Origin of the sequence: Microbacterium sp. JZ31 (assembly GCF_016805985.1) — a bacterium.
In the GTDB taxonomy this organism is placed as follows: Bacteria; Actinomycetota; Actinomycetes; order Actinomycetales; family Microbacteriaceae; genus Microbacterium.
In genome coordinates, this window is the sequence record NZ_CP017661.1 from 628898 (window position 1) to 653725 (window position 24828).

The window sequence follows — 24828 nt, forward strand, 5'->3', positions numbered from 1 at the left end:
AGGCCCCGTGAGCACACGTCGCAGCGACATCCTGCGCGCCCTTTCCTTCCGCAACATCAGCGCGGTCTACATCTTCATCGTGATCTTCGCGGTCTTCGCGATCTGGATCCCCGACAAGTTCCTGCAACCCGGCGTGTGGCGCTCGCTGCTGGATGCCGAGGCGCTCACGGGCCTCGCCGCCATCGCCGCGCTGATCCCGCTCGTCGCCGGATCGCTGAACCTCGCGGTCGGTGCGCAGGTCGGCTTCTCCGCGATCCTGTCGGCCTGGTTCCTGTCGAAGGCGGGCCTGCCGATCGCGCTCCAGCTGCCCGTGGTGATCCTGTCCGGCGCGCTGATCGGGCTCGTCACGGCGCTCGTGATCACGAGGCTCAAGGTCGAGCCGATCATCGCGACGCTAGGCATGAGCTCGATCCTGCTCGCGGGCATGGCGTGGGTCTCGGGCAGCCAGCAGATCCTCGATCTCGGACCGGACTACCGGATGATCGCCACGACCCAGTGGGGCGGCGTGACGGTGCCGGTGTACATCCTGTTCTTCGTCGCCGTCATCACCTGGTACATCCTCGAGCGCACGCCGGTCGGGCGCCGGATGTACGCGGCGGGCTACAACCCGGAGGCCGCGCGCCTGGCCGGTGTCGGCGTGGAGGGTTTGCGCATCTGGAGCCTCACGGCCGGCGGCGCGATCGCGGCGCTCGCGGGCGCCCTGCTGACAAGCCGCATCAACGCGGGCGACCCGACGGTCGGTCCCAGCTTCCTGCTGCCGGCGCTGACCGCGGTGTTCCTCGGATCCACGCAGTTCAAGGGCGGCCGATTCAACGTGTGGGGCACGATCGTCGCGATGTACGTGCTCGCCGTCGGCATCAAGGGGCTGCAGCTGGCGGGATCGCCGCGCTGGGTCAACGACCTGTTCTACGGCCTGGCCCTCCTGCTCGCCGTCGCCCTGTCGCAGTGGGAGAGCACGTCGCGCCGCGGCTCGGCGGTCGGGCGCGTGCTGAAGGGGATCGGGCGCCGCCGCTCCTAGGGCGGCCGACGATCGGGCGCTGCCCGGTCCGGCATGGCCTGTCAGGTCCCGCCTGAGCGCTCGCGCTCCAGCAGGGCGCCGAACCACTCCCGCGCAGCGCGCAGGCCCGTGAGCCCGTAGTCGAGCGTGGCGTGCTGGTACGGCGCGAGCTCGCGATGCCCCTCCGCGACCGGCATCCCGTTCAGCTGCGCCTCGACCGCCGTCAGGACGGCGAGCTCGCCGTCGATCCGATCGAGGATGCGCTCGATCACGGGCGCGCGCTCCTCGGGCGCCAGCAGGCCGAGGAAGAACAGGCGCGACAGCGCCGCCGTCTCTAGATCCGGTCCGTCGGGTGCCGAGCGCATCCAGTCGTGGAAGGCGCGCCGGCCCGCGTCGGTGAGGCGGTAGGTCTTCTTGCCGCGGGCGCCGGGCTGGACGTCCGTCGCCTCGATGCGGCCCTCGGTGTGCAGGATGTCGAGCGCGCGCTTGATGCTGCCGGTGCTCGCGCTGTAGAAGAGCGAGACGCTCGACTCGAACGCCTTCACGAGCTCGTACAGGCTCATCGGCGCGATCATCAGGAAGCCCAGGATCACGTGTGCCATCCCCGAATCCTAGCCGTTGCTTCTCATGGATATATCTGTTAGATATGTCTCGTAGATATGTCGCTCGACATGTCACGGGACCACGACAGGAGAGACCATGACGGATCGATCGCGCGCCGAGGCCGCGCTGCGGAGCAGCCTCGAGCGGATGGCGGGCCGGAGAGCGGGCATGCCCGCGCCGCTCGTGCGCGTGTCCGCCCCCGATTGGGAGTTCGGCTTCGGCGACGTCGACAAGCCGTTCCATGCCGCGAGCTCGGGGAAGCTGTTCACCGCGACGCTGATCGGGATGCTCGCGGAGCAGGGCCTACTCGCCCTCGACTCGCCGATCGGACGCCTCCTGCCCCACGCGGACGTCGCAGGACTGCCGGCGGCCGCCGGCGTCGACGTCGGTCGCGCGGTGACCGTCCAGCAGCTGCTCGCGCACACCAGCGGCATCCCCGACTTCTTCGACCCGCCCCGCGGTCGCGCAACCGAGGCGTCGGTGCGCACGCTCTCCCGCCACCGCGATCGGCTCTGGACGCCGGCGGACCTTCTCGACCAGGCCCGGTCGCTGCCGGCCGTGGGCAGGCCGGGCGAGCGGTTCCACTACTCCGACACGGGCTACGTCCTGCTCGGCCGGATCGCTGAGGAGGCCGGCGGCGAGTCGTTCGCCGCGCAGCTGCGCACGCGCCTGTTCGAGCCGACCGGGATGGAGCGCGCCTCCACGCCGTACGACTCCACCCTCATCCCCGACGACCTCTCCACGATCGACGTCGCCCCGTTCTGGATCGAGGGGGAGGAGTTCAGCCGCGCGCGGTGCGTGAGCCTCGACTGGGCGGGCGGCAACGTCGTCGCCACGGCGGACGACTTCATCCGGTTCCAGAGGGCGCTGTTCGGCGGCCGGCTGATCGATGCGGGGCTGCTCGAGCACCTGATCCGGCCGCGCCGGCGCTTCCGGCGGGGCATCCACTACGGCGCGGGCATCATGACCCTGCGCTTCGACGAGTTCATCCCGCTCGTGATGCGCGGCCTTTCCCAGCCGGTCGGGCACCTCGGCGTGTGGGCGTCGCACGTGTTCTCGCACCGCGAGCACGAAGCGCACGTCGTGCTGAACTTCCACTCCACGTCCATGCGCGAGATGAACGAGAGCTTCCGCACGCATGCACGGGTCGCGCGGATCCTGGCAGGGAAGGGCTGATCAGTCGCGCGGGCGGCAGACAGGGCCGTCGCCTTCGCGTCAGTTCCCGGCGAGCCACACGGCCGTGTCGCGCGGCAGCGCGAGCGATCCGGATCCGTCCTCCTGTATCGGGGCGCTCGAGACGAGCAGGCGTGCTCCTTCGGGAAGTGGGACCGGCTCGGCGCCCGCATTCGCGATCACCGTGACCGCGCCGCTGCGGAAGGCGAGCGCGGAGGCGGGGAAGCCCTCGACCCACGTGAAGTCCTCCGCCGCGCCGAGCGACAGCTCGCGGCGCAGGCGCAGCAGCGTGCGGTAGAGGTTCAGCGTCGACGCGGGGTCGTGCTGCTGGCGGTCGCGCGCGAACTCCGCCCACTCGGCCGGCTGTGGCAGCCACGAGGCGCCGCTGGTGTTGAACCCGTAGGCGGGGGCGTCCGCCTCCCACGGGATGGGCACGCGGCAGCCGTCGCGCCCGTAGCGCTCGCCCTGCGTGCGGAACCAGGTGGGGTCCTGCCGCGCGTCGTCCGGCAGGTCGATGACCTCGGGCAGGCCGAGCTCCTCGCCCTGGTAGAGGTACGCCGATCCGGGCAGCGCCAGCATGAGGGTCGTCGCAGCGCGGGCGCGGCGCAGACCGACGACCGGATCGGGCTTGCCGGCGGACAGCGGGCCGATGCCGTGGCCCTGCGGTGCGTCGGCGCCGAGCGCCAGGCGGGAGGCGTGGCGGATCACGTCATGGTTCGACAGCACCCAGGTCGTCGGGGCGCCGACGCCGCCGAACGCGCGGAGCGACTCGTCGATGATCCCGCGCAGCTGCGCGGCGTCCCACTCGGCCATGAGGTACGGGAAGTTGAACGCCTGGTGCATCTCGTCGGGCCGCACCCACAGCGCGGTCTCCGCGGCGGTCGGCAGCCACGCCTCGGCGCACAGGGCCCGATCGCCGTCGTACTCCTCGAGCAGGCGGCGCCAGTCGCGGTAGACATCGTGCACGCCCTCCTGGCCCCAGTACGGCACCGGCTCCTGGCCGCCCATCGAGTCGGCGTCCTCGGCGGGCACGTAGTCGGGGAGCTCGTCGTGCTTGACGAGGCCGTGCGCCACGTCCACGCGGAAGCCGTCGACGCCGCGGTCGAGCCAGAAGCGCAGGATGCGGCGGAACTCGTCGCGCACCTCCTCGCTCGCCCAGTCGAAGTCGGGCTGGCTGGAGTCGAACAGGTGCAGGTACCACTGGCCCGGGGTGCCGTCCGCCTCGGTCACGCGCGTCCAGGCGTTGCCGCCGAACACGGACTGCCAGTTGTTCGGCGGCAGCTCGCCGTGCGCGCCGCGGCCGTCCCGGAACATGTAACGCGCACGCTCCGCGCTGCCGGGCGCGGCGGCGAGGGCGGCCTGGAACCACGGGTGCTGGTCCGAGGAGTGGTTCGGGACGAGGTCGACGATGACACGAATGCCCCGTTCGTGCGCGCCGGCGAGCATCTCGTCGAAGTCGGCGAGCGTGCCGAACAGCGGGTCGACGTCGCAGTAGTCGGCGACGTCGTAGCCTGCGTCCTTCTGCGGAGAGGTCATGAACGGCGAGAGCCAGATGGCGTCGATGCCGAGGTCGTGGAGCGCGTCGAGTCGCGAGGTGATGCCCGTCAGATCGCCGATGCCGTCCCCGTTCGCGTCGGCGAACGAGCGCGGGTAGATCTGGTAGATCGCGGCGGTGCGGTACCAGGCCGAGCCTTCGGCCTCGGCCTCTCGGTCTGACTCCGTCAGTGTCGAGTGCAGGGTGAGTGCGGAAGTCATGAGACGAGATGCTAGGCGATGTCAGAGGCCGAACTGGGCGCGCACCAGGCGCTCGGCCGTGTCGTGGTCGCGCCGCCGGATCGCGTCGCGCAGCTGTGCGTAGTTCTCGCGCAGCTCGTCGTCGGTCGCGACAGGGCCGACATGCCGCAGATTGCGCTCCAGGGCCACGTCGAGATCCTGCAGCTGACGGCTGTAGACGGTCTCGGGCACGATCGAGTCGATGAAGCGCGAGAAGGCGATGCGCGCGGTGATCGACGCCTCCGCGTCGCCCAGGGCGGCCTCCATCGCATCGAGCAGCTCGAGCGCGCGTCGCTCCTGTGCGACGGTGAGGTGGGGCAGCGCGACGCGCAGGTCGATGCCGCACTTGTATCCGGCGTACGCGAGGGAGGATCGCACGATCTCGTCCGTGACGACCGTGACCCGTGTGTACCGGCTCGGCATCATCTCGACGAGGCCGATGCGCTCGAGCCGCTGCAGGGCCTCGCGGATGGGCATGCGCGAGACGTTGAGCTGCTCGGCGAGGTCCGCGTCGCGGATGCGCTCACCCTGCTCGAGAGTGCCGTCGATGATCGCCTGGGCGAGGTAGCGGAAGACCCTGTCCGCCAGCAGCCGCTTGCCCTTGTCGATCGGGGTCAACTCGCTCATGAATCTTCCGCTCGTGGATGTCGAGGCCGCGCGCGGAGGCGCCGTGCCGCGCACGCCGGTCACGCCCGCGGCGTTGAGAACTCGGTCATCCTACGCGAGTGCGCCGAACGGACGACGGGACGCCGACGGCGGGGTCCGGGCGTCGATGCGGGCGGGCGCAGGGGCGCGCTTGACGAGCGATATCAGCGGTAGTTGATGAACTGCAGGTCGACGTCGAGGTCGGCGGCCTTCAGCACGCGGATGACCTCCTGCAGGTCGTCGCGGCTCTTGCTCGAGACGCGCAGTTCGTCGCCCTGGATCTGCGACTTCACGCCCTTCGGTCCCTCGTCGCGGATGATCTTTCCGATCTTCTTCGCGTTCTCCTGCGAGATGCCGTCCTTGAGGCTGGAGACGAGCTTGAACTCCTTGCCGCTGGCGGTGGGCTCGCCCGAGTCGAGGCTCTTCAGCGAGATGCCGCGCTTGATGAGCTTCGACTGGAACACGTCGAGAACGGCGTTCGCGCGCTCCTCGCTGTTGGCGGTGATCAGGATCTGCTCCCCGCTCCACGCGATCGAGGCGCCCGTGCCCTTGAAGTCGTAGCGCTGCTCGATCTCCTTGCGGGCCTGGTTGAGCGCGTTGTCCGCCTCCTGCTTGTCCACCTTGCTGACGATGTCGAAAGAGCTGTCGGCCATGGGGTCAGCCTAGTGCGGCAGTGTCGTCGCGCCGAGGCCGGGTGTCCGCTCCGGTTCGTAGAATCTTCGCGGGAGTCCGGCACCCCGCCGGGCCGACATCCGGGAGGTTGCATGCGCGCGCTCACCGAGGCGGAGCTCCGCCAGTCGTTCGTCAACGCCGAGAAGACCGACGCATCGGTCATCGCCCTGCCCCACGACTTCCTGCTGACGGAGTGGGATCATCTCGACTTCCTCGCGTGGCGCGACCCGCGCTCCCGCGGCCGCGGCTACATCGTCGCGGAGGTGGGCGGCGAGGTCACCGGTGTCGTGCTGCGCGCGGCCGAAGGTGCCTCGCGCGCGCGCTCGGCCTTCTGCAACATCTGCCGCACGATGCAGCCCGGAAACCAGGTCGCGCTGTTCACGGCGCGCAAGGCGGGCGACGCGGGCGAGCACGGCGACAGCGTCGGCACCTACATCTGCGCCGACCTGTCGTGCCACGAGAACGTCCGCCTCGCGATGCCACTGGCGCCGAACGAGTACCGCGGCAGCGTCGACATGAAGATCGACGGCACGACCCGTCGCACGCACGAGTTCGTCGAGCGCGTGCTCGCCAAGGCCGCCTGAGCCGGCATCGTCCGCACTGCGGGTCCGCCGCGCCCGGTCGCACCGCGCGATTTCGACGCACGGCCGAGTGCGGGTAACATTGGCTCCTGCGTCTCCGGTTGGCTGGAAAAGTCGGTCGGGTGCGCCTTGGCAAGTTGCCCGAGCGGCCAAAGGGAGCTGACTGTAAATCAGCCGCGTAATGCTTCGGGGGTTCGAATCCCTCACTTGCCACCGCCGAACGAAGCCCCCGGTACTCCCGGGGGCTTCGTCATTCCTGCCTTCGACGAGGAGCGCGTCAACGTCGATCGCGCGACGATGCCCGGCCTCCGCGGATGTGCATCCACGACAGCGCGAGCGTCAACGGCGCGGACAGCCCGATCAGGACCCCGAGCGCGATCGGCGCGCCGCCCACCGCGACGGTGAGCACCGCGATGGTCACTTCGGCGAGCACCAGGAGGGCTGTCCAGATCCATGCGGAGACGTCGTCGCGCATCCTGTCATGGTGTCGGACGATGAACCCACGCGGTAGGGGACGTCATCCGACGAGAGGTCATCGCGCCGGTCCGAGCGTCGTCGTTCCATGCGCCGGTAGCGTGAAGGCATGACGTCTCCGCTCGAGCTCCAGGACCTCGCCCTCGAGATCGCGAAGGAGGCAGGCGAGCTGGCACAGCGGCGCAGGCGTGAGGGAGTTTCGATCGCCGCGTCCAAGTCGACGATCGCGGACATCGTCACGGAGGCGGATCGCGAAGTCGAGGCGCTCATCCGCGGGCGCCTCGCCGAGGCTCGACCCGACGACGGCTTCCTGGGCGAGGAGTCGGGCGACGCCGACGGCACCAGCGGCATCACGTGGGTGGTCGACCCGATCGACGGCACCGTCAACTACGCATTCGGGATGCCGTCGTACGCCGTCAGCATCGCGGCGGTCGAGGGATCGCGGGATCCGGGGGAGTGGCGTGCGCTGGCCGGCGTCGTGCACGCCCCCGCGCTGGGCGACACCTTCCACGCCGCGTCGGGCGAGGGGGCCTGGCTCGCCGGCGAGCGGCTGCGCGTGACGGAGGAAGCGCCCGCGGGCGCGCTCGTCGCGACGGGCCTGGGCTACGACAAGGCCACCCACGCGGGCGACCTCGACACGCTCGCGCGCGTGATGCCGCTGGCGCGCGACATCCGCCGGATCGGCGCGGCATCGCTCGACCTGTCGTTCGTCGCGGCCGGCCGGCTCGACGGCTACTTCGAGCGGGGTCTGAAGCCCTGGGACGTCGCGGCCGGCCGGCTGCTGGTGGACGAGGCCGGCGGACGCACGGGCTGGTTCGCGCCGGACGAGTACGGTCGTTCGCTCACGATCGTCGCGGGGTCCGCGCTGTTCGAGGAGCTCCGCGCGCGCATCCTCGGCTGATTCCGGCGCCGCCCGCCGCCGCGCTGAGATCGCTCCCATCCATCCCGGCGAACGGGAATCTGCGGATGGCGCTTTCAGCGTATAGCGGTTACTGTTTACTGAATCGTTATCCAGTCGCCCGAGACGCGGATGACGAACCCGACCCGTGTTTACGCGCCCGCTCCCCAAGCTTCCCGCGGCGCTTACCCCGAAAGTTGACTGTGCCCTTCGACGTCCCCCCGACTGAGCCCGCGCCGCTCTCGCGCCGCTCACGTCGTGTCGCAGCGGAGCGCCCCGTGGCCGAAGCGCCACTGACGCGGCGTCAGCTTCGCATCGGCGACGCGAACGCCCTCATGCAGTCCGGCGAGGCCCTTCCCTCGGTGATCGCCGCCCCCGTCGCCTCCGACGCGGCAGTGCCCGCTCCCGTCGTGCCGGCCACCCGCCGCTCGTCGAAGGTCGCCGCGCGCTCCGAGGCCGTCGTCCTCCCGGTCGCCCCGCACCGCTCGCGCCGCCGCACTCCGATCGACGTCCCCGCCGTGCCGGTGCCGCAGGAGCCCGTGGCGCACGTCTCGCTCGAGACGGTGATGACCGCCCCCATTGCGATCGCGCCCGCCGCGATGCCCGTCGCCGACGAGCCCGTCGTCGACGAGGTCGCGCCCGAGAGTGCCGCGCCGGAGGAGCCCGTCGACCTGTTCGCCGAGGCGGCCCGTGCCCTCAACTTCACGGGCGAGACGCCCGTCGCCTCCGACGAGCCGCGGCCGGCCGCTCCCGCCGCTCCGCGCGTCGGTGCGCACCACAGCGCCCGCCGTGCTCGCCCCTCCGCCGCACGGCGCGTCGCAACCGTCACCGCCTCGCTCGGCGCCTTCGGCGTCGTGGGGCTGATGGCCGTCGGCATGACCACCCCGTTCGCGGCGCTGGCCTCCACCGAGAGCGTCGACGTCCGCGAGATGTCGATCGCCGCCGGTCCCGCCGAGGACACCGACGAGCAGATCCAGGCCTTCGTCGCGCCGGCCGAGGTGCAGAACGCCGAAGTGCAGGGGTCGGGCGGCTACGAGACGACCACGTTCGCCGAGATGGCAGCGGTCACCGGCATCAACACCGCCAACGCGTTCTACGTCAACGACCCGACCGCCGACATCCAGTGGCCCATTGTTCTCGGCACGAGCAAGTCCTACTCGTTCGGTCAGCGATGGGGACGTCTGCACGAGGGAATCGACTTCACGCCGGGTGCGGGAGCTCCCGTGCAGGCGATCGCCGCCGGAACGGTGCGCATCGCTACCGAGTCGGGCGGCGCCTACGGCGTGAACGTCTACATCGATCACGTGATCGACGGTCAGCTCATCACAAGCCACTACGCGCACATGCAGTACGGCTCGCTCAAGGTGTCGGCGGGTGACGAGGTCGAGGTCGGCGACACGCTGGGCCTCGTCGGCAACACGGGTCGTTCGTTCGGCGCGCACCTGCACTTCGAGCTCCGGCTTCCGAGCGGGCAGGCGATCGACCCGATGCCCTGGCTCGAGGAGCACGCCGGCACGCACTACACCGAGGAGCAGGCCGCCGAGGTGGCCGGTGCTCCGGCCGAGGATGCGGGCGAGTGAGACGCGCGCGGGAGCGGGCTCGGTTCGAGTCCACGCCCGGAGGATGATATCCTCGTCTGGTTGCCCCGGCGCGGGCAGCACGCCCCGATAGCTCAGTGGCAGAGCACTTCCATGGTAAGGAAGGGGTCGTCAGTTCAATCCTGACTCGGGGCTCTCGACATCCGACGGATCACTCCGCGAATGTCTGTGCGGCGGAGTAGCTCAGTTGGTGAGAGCGCACGACTCATAATCGTGAGGTCGCGGGTTCGAGTCCCGCCTCCGCTACAGGAATCAACCCCCGGAACCTGATCCGATCAGGAACTCCGGGGGTTTCTTCGTGTCCAAGCGCAGGGGTACGTCTGTGCGAGGAGAAGCCCCGGTGGGGCGAAGCCCACGGGGGCTCGGTCCGGGGTCTCGATCAGCGCCGGCGGTCGCTGTCGTCCTGTTCCAGATCCACCTCCTCGTGAGCCACGTCCTCCGAGACGCTCCGCTCGTCGGTGACCGTGTTCTTGTCGAGACGCACGCGCTCCACGGGCACCGTCTCCTTGTCGACGACGACCTGCTCCTCGTTGAGCGTCACCTCGTGGTCGCTCTCGGTCAGCTCCGGTCCGCTCATCGCGTCTCCGACGTTGCCGTCGGTGATGGGCTCCCGTTCGAGCGTGACCTCCTCGCGCTGCACGGGCACTGTGATGTTCCGCTGCTCGGTGACGATGTGCTTGCGCAGCCGTGCACGTCCGGTGGGGACGCTCTCCTTGCCGACCGAGAGGCGCTCCTCCGAGCGGGTCATGGCGTCATCGGCGTCGCCGTGCGCCGTTCCGTCCGATCCGTCGACGTCGCTGCCCGCCCGATCGGCGTCCGTGCCGGTGGTCGCGCCGGTGCCCGCGAAGCCGCCGGTCGTGCGCCCGGCGTGGCCGTCGTAGTAGTCCCAGATGGTGTCGTTCTCCTCGTCGGAGAGGTCGCCGTCCGGATCGATGCGAGGCGCGTCCTTGATGGTCTCCTTGTCGTACTCGACGCGGAGTTCGTCGTCTTCGAAGCGTGCGCCCTGCAGCGGCACGAAGCTCTCGGAGGTGCCGAACAGACCGGTCGCGACGGTCACGAAGTTCGGCTCCCCGTTGTCCTTGTCGACGTAGACCTGCTTGACGGTGCCGACCTTCGAGCCGTCCCGGTCGACGACCTTCGCGTCGAAGATGCTGCTGATGTTGCTGGAGTCGATCATGTCGCCGCTTCCTTCTGTTGTGTTGTCGACACCGCCGGACCTCTTCCCCGCAACCCCGATGAGGGGTCTCCGACCGGCGCCTGGGAGGGCCTACACGTTCCATCGCGGCACGCACGCACACGACGGGGTTGACGGGCGTGGCGGCGAGGTTTAGACGCAGCGCCCGGCGATCCGCCAGGTCGGCGTCCCTAGGCTCGACGCATGAGCAGCAAGCGCGCGCGGCGGATCGTCGCGTGGACTCTCGGCGTCGTCGGAGGCGTCCTCGTCGTCGCCGTCGCCGGCATCGTCATCTGGAGCCAGGTGGGCGTCATGGCGGCAGAGCCCGAGCCGCTCGCCGCCGTGCAGGAGGACCCGGCGATCGCCTACGAGGACACCTCCGCGGCGATCGTGCTGCAGCCGTCCGACGACAACGGCGCGGGGGAGGTCGGTCTCGTCTTCGTCCCGGGCGCGAAGGTCGACCCGTGGGCCTACGCCGCGAAGCTGTCGGATCTCGTGGCCGACCACGGGATCACTGTCGTCATCACGCGCCCGTGGCTCAATCTCGCCTTCTTCGATCCGCGGCCCGTGGGGGACTTCACGGCGCTCGCCCCGGACGTCGGCAGCTGGATGGTGGGCGGACACTCGCTGGGCGGGGTGCGCGCGTGTCAGCTCGCGGCGGATGCCGACGCCCTCGTGCTCTTCGGCTCGTACTGCTCTGCCGACCTCTCGGCGTCCGAGCTTCCGGTGCTGTCGATCTCTGGCTCGAACGACGGGCTCTCGACGGCGGAGAAGATCGAGGCGGCCCGGCCGAAGCTTCCGGAGGATGCCGAGTTCGTCGAGATCGCCGGTGCGAATCACGCGTCATTCGGTGACTACGGTGCGCAGGCGGGCGACGGGCCGGTGACGATCCCCGACGACGTGATGACCGCCGAGCTCACGGCCCTCGTGGGGGCGTTCGCCGACCGCTAGCCGACGGCTCGGATCAGGCCGAAGCCTTCTGGTCGTCCGCGGCCTCCTCCACGGCGGCGGCCATTCCGGCGAGGAAGCGCGCGACGACCGCGCGCTCCGCCTCGGTGAGTCCATCCACCAGGCGCAGCATCCGCTGGTGCATGGGGCCGAGGGTGGCGCGCACCTCCTCGTCGCTGTGCGACGTGGGAACGATGATCAGCGTGCGCCGGTCCGTGGGATGCGGCACACGGGTCGCGTGATCATCGCGCACGAGGCGGTCGACGAGCGCCGTCACGGACGCGCGCGAGATGTGGAGGTAGTTCGCGAGGTCGGCGGGTCGCACCGGTCTGCCGGCGTGCTGCTCGCGCAGCAGGAAGCGCAGCGCCATGAGATCCGTCTCGTTCATCCGCATCGACGAGCGCGTGCGCGCGCGCATGGCGGTCTCGGCGTTGCGATACCGCCGCAGCAGGTTGAGTACGTCGACTGTCGATGCCCCGTCGGAGTCTGGATACCAGTACCCCGAGGAGGCGTCGTGCATGGATGACATCTCGGTGAGCATACTTCCCTCCCTCCCATCCCGGTGACGGCTCGGTTCCGATGCGACGCGCCGCGACCGTTTGATTATTCGTCCATCGTACTATTAGTGTGACTTACAACAAGCCATCCCACGCGGGAGCCGCCTCATCGAGCGGCACGGCACGATCGAGGAGGACGTCATGGGGCAGCTGTTCTACGGACCGACCGAGCAGGCGATCGAGGTGGACGACGCGCTGCTTGCGCACGTGCAGGTGGTGGCCTTCACGAAGCTCCGTCGCAACGAGTCGTTCGTGATGTCCTGGCAGCGCAGCGAGGGTCCGGGGCGCGAGACCGTCTGGGTGCAGCCGTCGATTCCGCTCCGCTTCGTGTGCGAGTCCGAGATCCCCATGGACGGCCGCCTCCTCGAGGAGCTCGCGCAGGCCGCTGCCTCTCTGCGCGGCATGGATCTCAGCCCGAACGTCGCTCCCGCGCTGACCGCCATGGAGGGCGGTGCACGCCGCGCGGCCTGACCCGCGCCGACACGGCCGGCTCAGACGCGAGGATTCGTGTCGGAGCCGGCCTTTTGCATGTCGCGCTCACGGAAGGCAACCCCATCCGCGCGGGCGTGAGGGAGCGTTAACGTGCCGGGATGGACATTCACGAAAGCTCCCCCGAACAGCCGCACGGTGAGGCGGCGCGGCTCGACCACGAAGATGCCGATCGCCTGGCCACCGAGCACGGCGAGACGGACTTCGCCGGATTCTCCGACGCGGGCGACGAGGGATCCGGCGGCCCCGCGACCGCCTCGGAGCAGGCCGCACTTGACGAGGCCGGCCTCTCCGGCGACGACGAAGGCGACGATCGGGTCCGTCCTCGTCCGTCGTGAGGTCGGCCACGCCGTCATGAAACGGCGCGGCCACGCTCGCTCAGCGCGAGCGGAACACCTTCCTCACGAGCGCGATCGCGCCCCAGCTCGCCAGGAGCCACGGGCCGACGACCAGGAGGGGATCGATCCACTGATGCTTGACGTCCACGCGCCCACGGCCGAAGCGCGATGCGATGCCGTGCCGGCGCTTCTCGCTCAGCACGCCGGTCTCGGAGACCAGCTCATCCGGATGCCCGGACACGAGCGACGTCACGGAGCTCTCGATCACGTCCACGCGGTCGCCCAGGATCAGCAGCAGCCAGTGGGCCGCGCGCCCCTCGCTGAAGCGCGCGTAGGCGAAGCGCCGGATCGCGCCGGACAGGCCCCGCAGGGGAGCGACGGTGCCGAAGACCGGCGTGAGTCGCGCGTGCTCGATCGAGCGCTCGCGCGGCGCGTGCTCGGGCTGCTGGTCCGGGAGCTCCCAGTGCGCGCCGGTCTCGCCCGGCGCGAACCGCTGCTTGGGATACGACGGACGGTCGGCCGGGTCGCTGTCGACGCCCCATCCGGGGATGCGCGCGCGCAGCTCGTCGGGTGACCACTGCCTCGGATCGTCTGCGGTGTACGGCATCGGTGTCTCCTCTCCGCTCAGGCCGCGCTCGGCACGATGACGGGCTTGATGCAGCCGTCGAGCTTGGCCGAGAACATGTGGTATCCCTCGGCGATGTCGTCGAGCGGCAGCCTGTGGGTGATGATCTCGCTGGGCTTGATGTACCCGGCGCGGATGTGCTCGAGCAGGCGAGGCCACTGACGCTTGACCGGGCACTGGTTCATCCGCAGCGTCAGGCCCTTGTTCATCGCGTCGCCGAACTTCACGGCCGAGAACATCGGGCCGTAGGCGCCCATGACCGAGACGTTGCCGCCCTTGCGCACCGAGTCGATCGCCCAGTTCAGCGCGATCGGCGAGCCGCCCTGCAGCTTGAACTTGGCCGCCGTGATGTGCTGCGTCAGGTTGCCGTCGGCTTCCGCGCCGACGGCGTCGATCGCGACGTCCGCGCCGAGATGATCCGTCGCCTTCTTCAGGGCGACCACGATGTCGTCGTACTCGCCGAAGTGGAAGGTCTCCGCGTGCGCGAACTCGCGCGCCTTCGCGAGACGGTTCTCGAGGTGGTCGACCACGATCACCCGCCCGGCGCCCATGAGCCACGACGACTTCGCGGCGAACAGCCCGATGGGGCCGGCGCCGAACACGACGACCGTGTCGCCCTCCGTGATGTCGCCGAGCTGCGCGCCGAAGTACCCGGTGGGCAGCGCATCCGTGAGCATCAGGGCGTCCTCGTCGTCCAGCCACTCCGGGATGACCATCGGCCCGACGTCCGCGAACGGCACGCGCACGTACTCGGCCTGGCCCCCGTCGTACCCGCCGCACGTGTGCGAGTAGCCGTAGATGCCGCCGACCGCGGTGGCGTTGGGGTTGACGTTGTGACAGTTCGAGTAGAGGCCGCGCGCGCAGAACCAGCACGACCCGCAGTACACGTTGAACGGCACCATCACGCGGTCGCCGACCTGCAGGTTCGCGACGGAGGGCCCGACGGCCTCCACGACGCCGATGAACTCGTGACCGAACGTCGTCCCGACGCGGGTGTCGGGCATCATGCCGTGATAGAGGTGCAGATCCGATCCGCAGATCGCGGCCCGCGTGACACGCACGATGGCGTCGTTCGGATGCTCGATCGCCGGGATGTCCTTCTCCTCGATGCGCACCCGATACGGGCCGCGGTACACCATCGCCTTCATCGCGCCTCCTTCTCGCCGTGTGAGCCCACGATCTCTCCGGCCCGTCGGATCGCTCAAGGCTCTTGCCCTCCGGGAGACGATGTGCGATGCGGCGGCAGATCCTTCAGGTCCGCGGCGGTGACGCGTCCCGACCGGGCCCCGGTTCCATCGCCGTCACGCCGAGCCGGTAAGGTGTCCCGGTGATCGACTCGCTGCGCGCCCGTGGCCCGAAGGCCCTGCTGACCTACGCCGCGATCGGCCTGCTCTCCGGTTTCCTCTCGGGGCTGTTCGGCGTCGGCGGAGGCACCGTGATCGTGCCGCTGCTGGTGATGCTCGCGGCGTTCGGCCAGAAGCTCGCGTCGGGCACGTCGTCGGCGGCGATCATCCCCACGGCCGCGGTCGGCGTCATCTCCTACGCCGTGAACGGCGACGTCGACTGGATCGCCGCCCTGCTGCTCGCGGCGGGCGCCGTCGTCGGCGCCCAGATCGGCACGCGCCTCCTGCACCGGCTGTCCGAGCCCGTGCTGCGCTGGATCTTCGTGGGCTTCCTCATCACCGTGATGATCAGCCTGTTCTTCGTGATCCCTTCGCGCGACGCCGAGCTCGAGCTCACGTTCTGGCTGGGGGCCGCGCTCGTGCTCACGGGGCTCGTGACCGGCGTCATGTCGGGCCTCATCGGCGTCGGCGGCGGCATCATCGTCGTCCCCGTGCTGATCCTGCTCTTCGGCGCCAGCGACCTCGTCGCCAAGGGCACGTCGCTGCTGATGATGATCCCGACCACCATGTCGGGCACGATCGGGAACCTCCGCCACAAGAACGTCGACCTGCTCGCCGGCCTCGGGATCGGCATCGCCGCGTGCCTCACGACGCCGCTCGGCGCGATCGTCGCGGGGGCGATCGACCCGCAGCTGGCGAACATCCTGTTCGTGATCTTCCTCGTCATCCTGACGATCCAGATGGCGCAGCGGGCGATCCGCGCCGGCCGCAAGCCGAAGGACTGAGCCGGACCTCGACGTCGCCGACGCGCGCAGGCAGGATGAGATCGTCCGCACCCGCGCCAGGAGGCACACGATGACCCGCACACCCGTCACCGTCACCGTCACCGGCGCCGCCGGCCAGATCGGTTACGCGCTGCTCTTCCGCATCGCCGCGGGCGACATGCTCGGCCCGGAGACGCCGGTGCGGCTGCGCCTGCTCGAGATCCCGCCGGCTATGAAGGCGGTCGAGGGCACCGCGATGGAGCTCGACGACGGCGCCTTCCCGCTGCTCGCCGGCATCGACCTCGCAGACGACCCGCGAGCCGCGTTCGACGGCGCGAACATCGCGCTGCTCGTGGGCGCGAGGCCGCGCGGGCCCGGGATGGAGCGCGGCGACCTGCTCGCGGCGAACGGCGGCATCTTCGGCCCGCAGGGCGCCGCGATCGAGGCGGGCGCCGCCGACGACATCCGCGTGCTCGTGGTCGGCAACCCCGCCAACACGAACGCGCTCATCGCGCGGAGGCATGCCCCGAGCGTGCCGTCCGAGCGGTTCACCGCCATGACGCGCCTCGACCACAACCGTGCGCTCAGCCGGCTTGCGCGACACCTCGACGTCCCCGTGGCGGACGTCACCCGCGTCACGATCTGGGGCAATCACTCCTCGACGCAGTACCCGGACCTGTCGCACGCGCTGGTGGCCGGCGAGCCCGTGGCGCCGCGACTCGACCGCGACTGGATCGAGCAGGACTTCATCCCCGGCGTGGCCGGGCGCGGGGCGGCGATCATCGCCGCGCGCGGGGCGTCGTCCGCCGCGTCGGCCGCGAGCGCCGCGATCGACCACGTGCGGGACTGGACGCACGGCACCGCGCCCGGCGACTGGACGTCCGTCGCGCTGCCCTCCGACGGGTCGTACGGCGTGCCGGAGGGCATCATCAGCTCGTTCCCCGCGACGGCCGACGGCGGACGGTGGCGGATCGTCGACGGACTCGAGGTCGACGACGCCTCCCGCACGCGCATCGACGCGTCGGTGGCGGAGCTGATCGAGGAGCGCGACACGGTCGGCGCACTCGGCCTCATCTGAGCCGGATCAGACGCCGAGCGCGCGAGCGAAGCCGCGGACGTTCTCGCCCAGCCGGCGGATGCGCTCGACGCGCGCGGCCTCGCGGTCGAAGCCCTCGTAGGCGAGCGGGGGGAGCTTCCGCACGACGGCGGAGCAGCCGAAGTTCGCGCACACGAGCGTGCCGACCGTGTCCCCCTTGCGTCCCGCCGGTCCCGCCTTGCGGGCCGCGAAGAACTGCACGTCGTTCGTCAGGGTGACGTCGTCGCACCAGGAGCACTGCGCACGCGCGGCGGTGCGCTGCTCGGCCTGCTGCAGCAGCATCCCGACGTGGTGCCCGTCCAGCTCGACGACGGCGTACGCCCGGCGCGGGAACTTCGGGTCGGCCCAGCCGAGGTAGTCGAGGCGGTCCCAGACGATGTCGTCGAATCCCGGGGGCAGGGTGAGGTCGGAGACCTCCTTGCGGCTGGCGTTGACGAAGGAGGCGCGGATGTCGCGCTCGGTGAGAGGAAGCATGAAGGTGTCCTTGCAGAGGGATGCGGAGCATCCGGATGGCGCCGCGAGCGGCGAAGGAGCCGCGGTGAGCGGCGAAGGGGAGCGGCGGCCGAGGCAGCCGGGAGGGAAGCGCGCGGGTGCGCGTCAGCTCCTGCCGGCGCGGAATGCGCCGGCGACCTCCTTCGCCCCGTGGGGCACTCGCGTGATGGACACGCCCGAGAGTCTACGACCCTAGGCTGGGGGCATGGCGGGCGAGGACGCGGCAATCGGATGGGACGAGGCGCGTTCTGCGAACCTCGCGAACTGGGAGGAGCGCGTCGCGCTGCACGAGCAGGCGTACGGGCTCGACGCGTACGACGACCCTTCGCACCTGTCTGACGTCGTCCGGTTCGATCTCGCCGCGCTCGCGCAGTTCGTGCCGTCGCTCGAGGGGCTGGACGTGTGCCACCTGCAGTGCCACATCGGCACCGACACGCTCTCGCTCGCGCGCGCCGGCGCGTCGGTCACGGGCGTGGACTTCTCGCCGGAGGCGCTCGCCGCCGCCGAACGTTTCGCGAGCCGCCACGGCGTCGCCATGACCTGGGTGCTCAGCGACGTGCTCGACGCGCGCGCGGCCGTGACCGGCGACTTCGACCTCGTCTACACGAGCATCGGCACGATCTCGTGGCTGTCGGATCTGGATCGCTGGGCCGCGCAGATCGCGGGGCTCTTGCGGCCGGGCGGACTGTTCTACATCCGCGACGGTCATCCCGCGCTGTACTCGCTCGACGAGAACGCACCCGGCCTGCACGTCGCGTACCGCTACTTCCCGAACGGGCAGGCGCAGCAATGGGACGAGGAGACCACGTACGTCGGCGACGGCATGCTCACGAGCACCCGGACGTACGAGTGGCCGCACCCTCTCTCCGAGGTCGTGAACGCGCTGATCGGAGCCGGCCTGCAGATCCTGCGGCTGGACGAGGACACGACGCTGCCGTGGCGCTTCAGCGACCGCATGGTCGAGGTGCCGGGCGGGTGGGCGTGGCCCGAGAAGGAGCGCGATCGCGTTCCGAGCACGTTCACCGTGGTGGCGCGCCGACCTGAGTGAGCGCTCGGGGCGCGGTCGTTAGGATCGAACGGTGCCTGTGAATCCCGAACTGCTGGGTCGCCAGTTTCCGCCGACCCCGCCGTATCTCGTCGGCCGCGAGAAAGTGCGCGAGTTCGCCCGCGCCGTGTTCGCGGACGCGGCCGAGCATCGCCACCCCGAGGCGGCCCGCGCGCTCGGCTACGCCGACGTCGTCGCCCCGCCGACGTTCGCCATGGTGATCCAGGACCTGACGCTGCAGCAGCTGCTCGCCCAGCCCGATTCGGGCATCGTGCTCGAGCGCACGATCCATGCGAAGCAGAGCTTCCGCTGGACGCGGCCGATCGTGGCGGGCGACGAGCTCAGCGGACGCATGACCGTGACGGGCCTGCGCGCCATGGGCGCCGGCGCGATGGTCACGAGCGAGACCGAGATCACGGACGCCGCCGGCGGCCACGTCGTCACCGCCACGTCGGTGCTGCTGATCGGGGGAGACGAATGAGCGCCGGAGCCCTGAGCGACCTCACCGTGGGCGAGGTCGTCGCCGAGCGCACGGTCCACCTGACCCGCGAGTCGCTCGTGCGCTACGCGGGTGCGTCGGGGGACTTCAACCCGATTCACTACCGCGACGACGTCGCCGCTCGCGTCGGCCTCGACGGCGTGCTCGCGCACGGCATGCTCACCATGGGGCTGGCGGTCGCGACGATCGGGGAGTGGCTGGGCGATGCCGGCCGGATCGTCGACTACGGCGTGAACTTCAGCAAGCCGATCGTCGTCGACGCGGAGGACGGCGCCGACGTCGTGGTGTCGGCGAAGGTCGGTCAGCTCGACGACGAGACCGCGCGCATCGACCTCACGGTCACGAGCTCCGGCACGAGCGTGCTCGGCAAGGCGCAGGTGCGCGTCCGGAGGGCGTGATGCCCGAGGTCGCCCCCATCCCGCTGCGGCAGCTCACCACGCTGCGCGTCGGCGCGGCGCCGGAGCGCATGATCGACGCGCACACGCGCGACGAGCTGGTCGCCGCGCTGCGCGAGGTGTGGGCCGCGGGCGACGAGCCCTGGTTCGTGCTGGGCGGCGGCTCCAACCTGCTCGCCGGTGACGAGCCGTTCCCGGGCACGGTCATCCGGATCCTCACGACGGGCTTCGAGACGGTGCCCGGCGCGCCCGACGGGTACGTGCGGCTGCGCGTCGAGGCCGGCCAGAACTGGGACGAGCTCGTCGCCTGGAGCGTCTCGCAGGGACTGAGCGGCATCGAGGCGATGTCGGGCATCCCCGGCACGACCGGCGCCGCCCCGATCCAGAACGTCGGGGCCTACGGTCAGGAGATCGTGCAGACGCTCGTCGAGGTCGATCTCATCGACGCCGAGACGGGCGACGTGTCGACCGTGCCGGCGAGCGAGCTCGGTCTCGGCCCGCGCACATCGGTGCTCAAGAACCACTACGGCGCGGCGCCGCAGCGCTCGGCCGTGGTCCTGTCGCTCACGCTCGATCTCGCGCGCGTCGGGCACGAGCCGCGGCCGGTCGTGGACGCGCGCCTGCGCTCCGCCCTCGGCATCGCTCCGGATGAGGCGGTCTCCGTCTCGTGGATCCGCGACACCGTGCTCGCGATCCGCGGCGGCAAGGGCATGGTGCTCGACGAGCCGGACCACGACACCCACAGCGCCGGATCCTTCTTCAACAACCCCATCGTGTCGGAGGGCGTGGCGCAGACGTTGCCGGCCGAGTGCCCGCGCTGGCCCATGACGCCGACGGTCGATGCCGTCTCCGTCATCCCGCTGTCCCAGTGGGACGGGTACATCCCGCCGCCCAGCCACGTCGAGACGCAGGTGAAGGTCAGCGCCGCGTGGCTGATCGAGAACGCGGGCCTTCCCAAGGGCTTCAAGCTGCCGCGCTCGCGCGCCTCGCTGTCGACCAAGCACACGCTGGCGCTCACGAACCGCGGCGGCGCGACGGCCGAGGAGATCGGCGAGCTCGCGCGCTTCGTACAGAGCCGCGTGGCGTCGGAGTTCGGCATCGTGCTGATGCCGGAACCCGTCCTGGTGGGCGTCGAGCTCTAGCCGCGGCCGGGCCGCGGCCGGCGGACCTCAGCGGCGGAGGAAGCGGCGTCTCATGATCGGCGCCGGCGCCGTCACGACCGCGTCGACGGCCATGGAGCCGTCGGTCGGGCCGATGATCGGGATGGCCGTCGTAGCGGTGACCTCGATCGGGTCGACGGGCAGCGCGCCCAGCGCGCGGTGCGCCGAGACGTAGGAGGGGATCAGCAGCACGACAGCGCCGAGCCAGGCGAGCGGGTTGCTGAGGGCGACGCCGATGAAGCCCATGACGCCGCCGAGCACGATGGCCGCGCCGGCGCGCATCACGAGCTCGATGATCCCCGTGACGGTGGGGATCAGGGTGTGGCCGAGCCCCTGGAGGGCGCCGCGCAGCACGAACAGCACGCCCAGCAGCACGTAGGAGACGCCGTTGACGACGAGCATGCTGTGCGCCAGCTCGACGACCTCGTCGGAGCCGTCCCCGATGAAGACGCGGACGATCGACGCGCCGAACACGATCATGAACGCGCCGAGCAGAGCCGCGACCACCAACGCGAGCCAGGTCGCCTGGCCCACGCCGCGCCGGATCCGGTCGGGACGGCGGGCGCCGATGTTCTGGGCCGCGTACATCGACACGGCAAGCCCCAGCGACTGCAGGAACGCGATCGCGAGGCTGTCGATGCGCGACGCGGTGGTGTACGCCGCGACCGCCTCTGTGCCCAGCGTGTTGAGGGCCACCTGCACCGTGATGGTGCCGATCGCGATGATCGACGCCTGGAACCCCATGGGCAGGCCCAGGCGCAGGTGCTCGCGCAGGTCGGCGCGCGCGGCGCCCCAGTCCTCGCGGTGCACGTGCAGCACGGGAAGTCGGCGGCGCACGTACTCCAGGCACATCAGCACCGACATGGTCTGGGCCAGCACGGTCGCGAGGGCCGCTCCCGCGACGCCCCAGCCGAATGCGCCGACGAACGCCAGCACGAGCGCGATGTTGAGCGCGCACGAGATCGTGAGGAACACCAGCGGCGTGCGCGAGTCGCCGATCGCGCGGATGATCGCCGAGAGGTAGTTGAAGAACATCATCGCGCCGGCGCCCAGGAAGCTGATCTGGGTGAAGACCGTCGCCTCCGCCATGAGCTCATCGGGCGTCTGCATGAGCGCGAGCGCGGGCCCCGAGACGAGCGGTGCGAGCGCCGTGAGCAGCACCGTGACGAGCGCCGTCAGGATGGTGCCGGCCGCGACCGAGCGCCGGACGGCGGCGTGGTCCCGCGCGCCGAAGGCCTGCGCGGTCGGGATCGCGAAACCGCTCGTGAGTCCCCAGGCGAAGCCGAGCAGCAGGAACAGCAGGCTGCCGGTCGCGCCGACCGCCGCGAGGGAGTCGACCCCGAGGAAGCGGCCGACCACGATCGTGTCGGCAATCTGGTACACCTGCTGGACCACGTTGCCCAGCAGCAGGGGAACGGCGAACGCGAGGATGACGCGCCACGGGGAGCCCGTGATGAGAGAAGGAGACATGTGCGTTTCGGGATGGGGTGAGGGAACGGATCGACGGCCGTCCGCGATCGCGGGACGGCCGTCGAGGAGAAGAAGTCAGGCGAACAGTCGCTGCAGGCGCCGCACGCCCTCGAGCAGCTGATCGTCGCCGAGCGCATACGACAGGCGCAGGTAGCCCGAGGGGCCGAACGCCTCGCCCGGCACCACGGCGACCTCGGCCTCGTCGAGGATGAGATCGGCGAGCTCGAGCGTCGTCGTGGGGGTTCGACCCGCCCACTCGCGTCCGAGGAGGCCGCGCACGTCAGGATAGACGTAGAAAGCTCCGAGAGGGTTGGGTACCTCGACGCCGGGGATCATCGACAGCTCGTCGACGATCAGCCGGCGGCGCCGGTCGAACGCCGTGCGCATCTTCTCGGCCTCGATCTGCGGGCCCGAGAGCGCAGTGAGCGCCGCGCGCTGGGCGATGTTGTTGACGTTGCTCGACAGGTGGGACTGCAGGTTCGCGACCAGCGCGATCGCATCGGCCGGGCCGACCATCCAGCCCACGCGCCATCCGGTCATGGCGTACGTCTTGGCGACGCCGTTGAGCAGCAGCGTCTGCTCGGCGAGCTCGGGCACGGCCTCGACGATCGACACCGCGCGGGCGCCCTCATACGTGAGGTTCTGATAGATCTCGTCGCTGATCACCCAGATGCCGTGCGCGAGTGCCCACTCGCCGATCGCCTTGGTCTCCTCGGGCGTGTAGACGGAGCCGGTGGGGTTCGACGGCGACACGAACACGAGCACGGTGGTGCGGTCGGTGCGGGCCGCCTCCAGCTGCTCGACCGTGACCTTGTAGTCCTGGTCGGCGCCGGCGAACACCTCGACCGGCACGCCGTCGGCGAGGCGGATGGCCTCGGGGTAGGTGGTCCAGTACGGCGCGGGCAGCAGGACCTCGTCGCCGGGGTTCACGACGGCCTGGAACGCCTGGTAGACGGCCTGCTTGCCGCCGTTGGTCACGACCACGCGCGAGGCGGGGACGTCCAGGCCCGAGTCGCGCAGCGTCTTGGCGGCGATCGCCTCGCGCAGGGCGGGCAGTCCGGAGGCGGGCGTGTAGCGGAAGTTCGCCGGATCCCGCAGGGCCTCGGTCGCGGCGTCGACGACGAACTCCGGCGTGGGGAAGTCGGGCTCTCCGGCCGCGTAGGAGATCACGGCCTTGCCCTCGGCCTTCAGCGCCTTCGCCTTCGCATCCACCTTGAGCGTGGCGGATTCGGCGATGGCGGAGAGCTTGCGGGAGAGCGGGGCGCGGTCGGTCACACCGACGAGCGTAGTAGGTGCCGCGTCGGCGCTCGACGACGACGGCGGACGAAATCCACCGATCGCGTCCGCGATGACGCCCACCGCCGCGAAGGTGTGCACACCGCACATAGCGGATCCCGAGCATCGGGCACCAGCCCACATCGACGGGCCCCGTGCGAGGCGTAATCTCGGCAGGGACAGACCGACCCCCGGCGTCGACGCCGCGGGGACAGCGGTCCGTGAAGACGAACCGGAGGACAACCGTGAACGAACGCGAGAAGGCGCTGCTGGCCGAGGTCGAGACCCGCCTGTTCATCGGCGGCGAGTGGGTCGACTCGTCGTCGGGCAAGACGTTCGACGTGCGCGATCCCTCGACCAACGAGGTCATCGCGCAGGTCGCCGACGGCACGGAGGAGGACGGCATCCGCGCGCTCGATGCCGCCGTCGCGATGCAGGACCAGTGGGCGAACACCCCGCCGCGCGAGCGGAGCGACATCCTGCGCCGCGCGTTCGACCTCGTGCGCGAGCGCGCCGACGACGTCGCCCTGCTGATGACGCTCGAGATGGGCAAGCCGCTCGCCGAGGCGAAGGGCGAGGTCACGTACGGCAACGAGTTCAACCGCTGGTTCAGCGAGGAGGCCGTGCGCATCGTGGGTCGCTACGGCGGGAACCCCGAGGGCACGGGACGCATCATCGTGTCGCAGCGCCCCGTGGGTCCGGCGTTCTTCATCACGCCGTGGAACTTCCCCTTCGCGATGGCCACGCGCAAAATCGCGCCGGCGCTCGCCGCGGGCTGCACGGTCGTGATCAAGCCCCCGCAGCTCACGCCGCTCACGACGATGTTCTTCACGCAGCTGCTCGTCGAGGCGGGTCTGCCGGCGGGTGTCGTCAACATCATCACGTCGGCGTCGTCGAGCCGCGTGTCGGCGCCGATCATCGCCGATCCGCGCCTGCGCAAGCTGTCCTTCACCGGATCGACCGAGGTGGGCCGCAAGCTCATCGCGCAGGCCGCCGAGGGCGTGCTGCGCGTGTCGATGGAGCTCGGCGGCAACGCGCCGTTCGTGGTGTTCGAGGACGCCGACCTCGACAAGGCCGTCACCGGCGCGATGCAGGCGAAGTTCCGCAACATCGGGCAGGCGTGCACCGCCGCCAACCGCTTCATCGTGCACGAGTCGGTCGCCGAGGAGTTCGCCAACCGGATCACCGAGCGCGTCAAGAGCATGAAGATCGGCCGCGGCACGGAGGAGGGCGTCGAGATCGGCCCGCTGATCGACGCCGACGCGGTCGACAAGGCCGTGGAGCTCGTCGCTGACGCGACCGAGCGCGGCGCGACCGTGCTCGCGGGCGGCGGCCGGCTCGAGGGTCCCGGCACGTTCTACGAGCCGACCGTCGTGGCCGACGTGCAGCCGGGCAGCGCCATCCTGCGCGAGGAGATCTTCGGCCCCGTGCTGGCGATCGCGACGTTCTCGACCGAGGACGACGCCGTGCGCCTCGCGAACGACACCGAGTACGGCCTGGTGTCGTACGTCTACACCGAGGACCTGCAGCGCGGCCACCGCATGATCGAGCGCCTCGAGACCGGCATGATGGGCCTCAACGCCGGCGTCGTCTCGAACGCCGCCGCCCCGTTCGGCGGCGTCAAGCAGTCGGGCGTCGGCCGCGAGGGCGGCTTCGAGGGCATCCACGAGTACCTCTCGACGAAGTACACGTTCCTGCCGAACGCCTGAGTCCGCGCGCCGCGCGTCACCGACACGAACGAGGG

General features: G+C 70.5%; 27 protein-coding genes and 3 tRNA genes. 18 read left to right on the top strand and 12 right to left on the bottom strand.

Going from position 1 to position 24828, the window contains the following annotated elements:
• Positions 1–7 precede the first annotated feature (7 nt).
• Complete coding sequence (locus BJP60_RS03055; protein WP_203137487.1) at positions 8–1018, top strand: ABC transporter permease; 1011 nt, start codon at positions 8–10, stop codon at positions 1016–1018.
• 41 nt (positions 1019–1059) lie between these two features.
• Here BJP60_RS03055 and BJP60_RS03060 read toward each other — a convergent pair whose 3' ends face one another.
• On the bottom strand, positions 1060–1599 hold the full coding sequence (locus tag BJP60_RS03060; RefSeq protein ID WP_203137489.1) for a PadR family transcriptional regulator: 540 nt from the start codon (positions 1597–1599) through the stop codon (positions 1060–1062).
• A 97-nt stretch (positions 1600–1696) separates the two neighbouring features.
• On the opposite strand from BJP60_RS03060, the gene BJP60_RS03065 reads away from it, so the two are divergent.
• Positions 1697–2776 carry a serine hydrolase domain-containing protein gene (locus BJP60_RS03065; protein WP_203137490.1) on the top strand — a complete coding sequence of 360 codons (1080 nt, stop codon included), beginning with the start codon at positions 1697–1699 and terminating at the stop codon, positions 2774–2776.
• Between the two features lie 39 nt (positions 2777–2815).
• Here the strand turns inward: BJP60_RS03065 and BJP60_RS03070 are convergent, their stop codons facing one another.
• The 3 genes from BJP60_RS03070 to BJP60_RS03080 form a co-directional block, all read right to left on the bottom strand.
• Positions 2816–4528 (bottom strand): glycoside hydrolase family 13 protein, encoded by a 1713-nt coding sequence (locus BJP60_RS03070; protein ID WP_203137491.1) that lies wholly within the window; start codon positions 4526–4528, stop codon positions 2816–2818.
• A gap of 21 nt (positions 4529–4549) precedes the next feature.
• Positions 4550–5173 carry a GntR family transcriptional regulator gene (locus tag BJP60_RS03075; RefSeq protein WP_203137492.1) on the bottom strand — a complete coding sequence of 208 codons (624 nt, stop codon included), beginning with the start codon at positions 5171–5173 and terminating at the stop codon, positions 4550–4552.
• Between the two features lie 182 nt (positions 5174–5355).
• On the bottom strand, positions 5356–5844 hold the full coding sequence (locus BJP60_RS03080; RefSeq protein ID WP_203137493.1) for a YajQ family cyclic di-GMP-binding protein: 489 nt from the start codon (positions 5842–5844) through the stop codon (positions 5356–5358).
• Positions 5845–5955: 111 nt separating this feature from the next.
• Between BJP60_RS03080 and BJP60_RS03085 the strand changes: the two genes are divergently transcribed.
• Together BJP60_RS03085 and BJP60_RS03090 are read left to right on the top strand one after the other, a co-directional pair.
• The gene (locus tag BJP60_RS03085) at positions 5956–6447 is read left to right on the top strand and encodes an FBP domain-containing protein (protein ID WP_203137494.1); all 492 of its coding nucleotides are present in this window, start codon (positions 5956–5958) and stop codon (positions 6445–6447) included.
• A 128-nt stretch (positions 6448–6575) separates the two neighbouring features.
• Positions 6576–6657 (top strand) — tRNA-Tyr (locus BJP60_RS03090).
• 64 nt (positions 6658–6721) lie between these two features.
• Here the strand turns inward: BJP60_RS03090 and BJP60_RS03095 are convergent.
• Positions 6722–6919: a hypothetical protein gene (locus BJP60_RS03095; protein ID WP_203137495.1), complete on the bottom strand. Its 198-nt coding sequence runs from the start codon at positions 6917–6919 to the stop codon at positions 6722–6724.
• A 108-nt stretch (positions 6920–7027) separates the two neighbouring features.
• On the opposite strand from BJP60_RS03095, the gene BJP60_RS03100 reads away from it, so the two are divergent.
• From BJP60_RS03100 to BJP60_RS03115, 4 genes are all read left to right on the top strand, one after another.
• The gene (locus BJP60_RS03100) at positions 7028–7819 is read left to right on the top strand and encodes an inositol monophosphatase family protein (RefSeq protein WP_203137496.1); all 792 of its coding nucleotides are present in this window, start codon (positions 7028–7030) and stop codon (positions 7817–7819) included.
• 275 nt (positions 7820–8094) lie between these two features.
• Positions 8095–9396 carry a M23 family metallopeptidase gene (locus tag BJP60_RS03105; protein ID WP_203137498.1) on the top strand — a complete coding sequence of 434 codons (1302 nt, stop codon included), beginning with the start codon at positions 8095–8097 and terminating at the stop codon, positions 9394–9396.
• An 81-nt stretch (positions 9397–9477) separates the two neighbouring features.
• Positions 9478–9549, top strand: a tRNA-Thr gene (locus BJP60_RS03110).
• Positions 9550–9586: 37 nt separating this feature from the next.
• A tRNA-Met gene (locus tag BJP60_RS03115) sits at positions 9587–9660 on the top strand.
• A 133-nt stretch (positions 9661–9793) separates the two neighbouring features.
• On the opposite strand, the gene BJP60_RS03120 is transcribed toward BJP60_RS03115, so the two are convergent.
• Entirely contained in the window at positions 9794–10591 is a 798-nt protein-coding gene (locus tag BJP60_RS03120) for a DUF2382 domain-containing protein (RefSeq protein WP_203137500.1), read from the bottom strand.
• A 201-nt stretch (positions 10592–10792) separates the two neighbouring features.
• Here BJP60_RS03120 and BJP60_RS03125 point away from each other — a divergent pair, with 201 nt between their 5' ends.
• On the top strand, positions 10793–11539 hold the full coding sequence (locus BJP60_RS03125) for an alpha/beta hydrolase (protein ID WP_203137502.1): 747 nt from the start codon (positions 10793–10795) through the stop codon (positions 11537–11539).
• A gap of 13 nt (positions 11540–11552) precedes the next feature.
• Here BJP60_RS03125 and BJP60_RS03130 read toward each other — a convergent pair whose 3' ends face one another.
• Positions 11553–12065 (bottom strand): MarR family winged helix-turn-helix transcriptional regulator, encoded by a 513-nt coding sequence (locus tag BJP60_RS03130; RefSeq protein WP_203137508.1) that lies wholly within the window; start codon positions 12063–12065, stop codon positions 11553–11555.
• A 169-nt stretch (positions 12066–12234) separates the two neighbouring features.
• Between BJP60_RS03130 and BJP60_RS03135 the strand changes: the two genes are divergently transcribed.
• Complete coding sequence (locus BJP60_RS03135) at positions 12235–12564, top strand: DUF7882 family protein (protein ID WP_203137509.1); 330 nt, start codon at positions 12235–12237, stop codon at positions 12562–12564.
• A 119-nt stretch (positions 12565–12683) separates the two neighbouring features.
• The gene (locus BJP60_RS03140) at positions 12684–12920 is read left to right on the top strand and encodes a hypothetical protein (RefSeq protein WP_203137510.1); all 237 of its coding nucleotides are present in this window, start codon (positions 12684–12686) and stop codon (positions 12918–12920) included.
• 40 nt (positions 12921–12960) lie between these two features.
• Here the strand turns inward: BJP60_RS03140 and BJP60_RS03145 are convergent, their stop codons facing one another.
• A complete protein-coding gene (locus tag BJP60_RS03145; protein WP_203137511.1) occupies positions 12961–13527 on the bottom strand; it encodes a hypothetical protein in 567 nt (188 codons plus the stop codon).
• A 17-nt stretch (positions 13528–13544) separates the two neighbouring features.
• A complete protein-coding gene (locus BJP60_RS03150; RefSeq protein ID WP_203137513.1) occupies positions 13545–14693 on the bottom strand; it encodes a zinc-dependent alcohol dehydrogenase in 1149 nt (382 codons plus the stop codon).
• 179 nt (positions 14694–14872) lie between these two features.
• Between BJP60_RS03150 and BJP60_RS03155 the strand changes: the two genes are divergently transcribed.
• Together BJP60_RS03155 and BJP60_RS03160 are read left to right on the top strand one after the other, a co-directional pair.
• Entirely contained in the window at positions 14873–15673 is an 801-nt protein-coding gene (locus BJP60_RS03155) for a sulfite exporter TauE/SafE family protein (RefSeq protein WP_203137514.1), read from the top strand.
• 70 nt (positions 15674–15743) lie between these two features.
• Entirely contained in the window at positions 15744–16730 is a 987-nt protein-coding gene (locus BJP60_RS03160; protein ID WP_203137515.1) for a malate dehydrogenase, read from the top strand.
• Positions 16731–16736: 6 nt separating this feature from the next.
• Here BJP60_RS03160 and BJP60_RS03165 read toward each other — a convergent pair whose 3' ends face one another.
• The gene (locus tag BJP60_RS03165; RefSeq protein ID WP_203137516.1) at positions 16737–17222 is read right to left on the bottom strand and encodes an FBP domain-containing protein; all 486 of its coding nucleotides are present in this window, start codon (positions 17220–17222) and stop codon (positions 16737–16739) included.
• 223 nt (positions 17223–17445) lie between these two features.
• Between BJP60_RS03165 and BJP60_RS03170 the strand changes: the two genes are divergently transcribed.
• From BJP60_RS03170 to BJP60_RS03185, 4 genes are read left to right on the top strand one after another with little or no spacing between them, the layout of a single operon-like run.
• Entirely contained in the window at positions 17446–18288 is an 843-nt protein-coding gene (locus BJP60_RS03170; RefSeq protein ID WP_203137517.1) for a class I SAM-dependent methyltransferase, read from the top strand.
• A 31-nt stretch (positions 18289–18319) separates the two neighbouring features.
• Entirely contained in the window at positions 18320–18766 is a 447-nt protein-coding gene (locus tag BJP60_RS03175; RefSeq protein ID WP_203137518.1) for an FAS1-like dehydratase domain-containing protein, read from the top strand.
• Positions 18763–19182 (top strand): MaoC/PaaZ C-terminal domain-containing protein, encoded by a 420-nt coding sequence (locus BJP60_RS03180; RefSeq protein WP_203137519.1) that lies wholly within the window; start codon positions 18763–18765, stop codon positions 19180–19182. The genes BJP60_RS03175 and BJP60_RS03180 overlap by 4 nt, the downstream gene beginning before the upstream one ends.
• Positions 19182–20321 carry a UDP-N-acetylmuramate dehydrogenase gene (locus BJP60_RS03185; RefSeq protein WP_203137520.1) on the top strand — a complete coding sequence of 380 codons (1140 nt, stop codon included), beginning with the start codon at positions 19182–19184 and terminating at the stop codon, positions 20319–20321. The genes BJP60_RS03180 and BJP60_RS03185 overlap by 1 nt, the downstream gene beginning before the upstream one ends.
• 27 nt (positions 20322–20348) lie before the next feature.
• Here the strand turns inward: BJP60_RS03185 and BJP60_RS03190 are convergent, their stop codons facing one another.
• Both BJP60_RS03190 and BJP60_RS03195 read right to left on the bottom strand, forming a co-directional pair.
• Positions 20349–21809: an MATE family efflux transporter gene (locus BJP60_RS03190; protein ID WP_203137521.1), complete on the bottom strand. Its 1461-nt coding sequence runs from the start codon at positions 21807–21809 to the stop codon at positions 20349–20351.
• A gap of 75 nt (positions 21810–21884) precedes the next feature.
• On the bottom strand, positions 21885–23084 hold the full coding sequence (locus BJP60_RS03195; RefSeq protein WP_203137523.1) for a pyridoxal phosphate-dependent aminotransferase: 1200 nt from the start codon (positions 23082–23084) through the stop codon (positions 21885–21887).
• Between the two features lie 245 nt (positions 23085–23329).
• Here BJP60_RS03195 and BJP60_RS03200 point away from each other — a divergent pair, with 245 nt between their 5' ends.
• Positions 23330–24793: an NAD-dependent succinate-semialdehyde dehydrogenase gene (locus BJP60_RS03200; protein WP_203137525.1), complete on the top strand. Its 1464-nt coding sequence runs from the start codon at positions 23330–23332 to the stop codon at positions 24791–24793.
• The last annotated feature ends 35 nt before the right edge of the window (positions 24794–24828 follow it).

Bases quoted from the DNA above. Each gene is read 5' to 3' on its own strand.
- BJP60_RS03060 (WP_203137489.1), bottom strand. From the start codon at position 1,599: ATGGCACACGTGATCCTGGGCTTCCTGATGATCGCGCCGATGAGCCTG.
- BJP60_RS03065 (WP_203137490.1), top strand. From the start codon at position 1,697: ATGACGGATCGATCGCGCGCCGAGGCCGCGCTGCGGAGCAGCCTCGAG.
- BJP60_RS03070 (WP_203137491.1), bottom strand. From the start codon at position 4,528: ATGACTTCCGCACTCACCCTGCACTCGACACTGACGGAGTCAGACCGA.
- BJP60_RS03075 (WP_203137492.1), bottom strand. From the start codon at position 5,173: ATGAGCGAGTTGACCCCGATCGACAAGGGCAAGCGGCTGCTGGCGGAC.
- BJP60_RS03080 (WP_203137493.1), bottom strand. From the start codon at position 5,844: ATGGCCGACAGCTCTTTCGACATCGTCAGCAAGGTGGACAAGCAGGAG.
- BJP60_RS03085 (WP_203137494.1), top strand. From the start codon at position 5,956: ATGCGCGCGCTCACCGAGGCGGAGCTCCGCCAGTCGTTCGTCAACGCC.
- BJP60_RS03095 (WP_203137495.1), bottom strand. From the start codon at position 6,919: ATGCGCGACGACGTCTCCGCATGGATCTGGACAGCCCTCCTGGTGCTC.
- BJP60_RS03100 (WP_203137496.1), top strand. From the start codon at position 7,028: ATGACGTCTCCGCTCGAGCTCCAGGACCTCGCCCTCGAGATCGCGAAG.
- BJP60_RS03120 (WP_203137500.1), bottom strand. From the start codon at position 10,591: ATGATCGACTCCAGCAACATCAGCAGCATCTTCGACGCGAAGGTCGTC.
- BJP60_RS03125 (WP_203137502.1), top strand. From the start codon at position 10,793: ATGAGCAGCAAGCGCGCGCGGCGGATCGTCGCGTGGACTCTCGGCGTC.
- BJP60_RS03130 (WP_203137508.1), bottom strand. From the start codon at position 12,065: ATGTCATCCATGCACGACGCCTCCTCGGGGTACTGGTATCCAGACTCC.
- BJP60_RS03135 (WP_203137509.1), top strand. From the start codon at position 12,235: ATGGGGCAGCTGTTCTACGGACCGACCGAGCAGGCGATCGAGGTGGAC.
- BJP60_RS03140 (WP_203137510.1), top strand. From the start codon at position 12,684: ATGGACATTCACGAAAGCTCCCCCGAACAGCCGCACGGTGAGGCGGCG.
- BJP60_RS03145 (WP_203137511.1), bottom strand. From the start codon at position 13,527: ATGCCGTACACCGCAGACGATCCGAGGCAGTGGTCACCCGACGAGCTG.
- BJP60_RS03150 (WP_203137513.1), bottom strand. From the start codon at position 14,693: ATGAAGGCGATGGTGTACCGCGGCCCGTATCGGGTGCGCATCGAGGAG.
- BJP60_RS03160 (WP_203137515.1), top strand. From the start codon at position 15,744: ATGACCCGCACACCCGTCACCGTCACCGTCACCGGCGCCGCCGGCCAG.
- BJP60_RS03165 (WP_203137516.1), bottom strand. From the start codon at position 17,222: ATGCTTCCTCTCACCGAGCGCGACATCCGCGCCTCCTTCGTCAACGCC.
- BJP60_RS03170 (WP_203137517.1), top strand. From the start codon at position 17,446: ATGGCGGGCGAGGACGCGGCAATCGGATGGGACGAGGCGCGTTCTGCG.
- BJP60_RS03180 (WP_203137519.1), top strand. From the start codon at position 18,763: ATGAGCGCCGGAGCCCTGAGCGACCTCACCGTGGGCGAGGTCGTCGCC.
- BJP60_RS03185 (WP_203137520.1), top strand. From the start codon at position 19,182: ATGCCCGAGGTCGCCCCCATCCCGCTGCGGCAGCTCACCACGCTGCGC.
- BJP60_RS03190 (WP_203137521.1), bottom strand. From the start codon at position 21,809: ATGTCTCCTTCTCTCATCACGGGCTCCCCGTGGCGCGTCATCCTCGCG.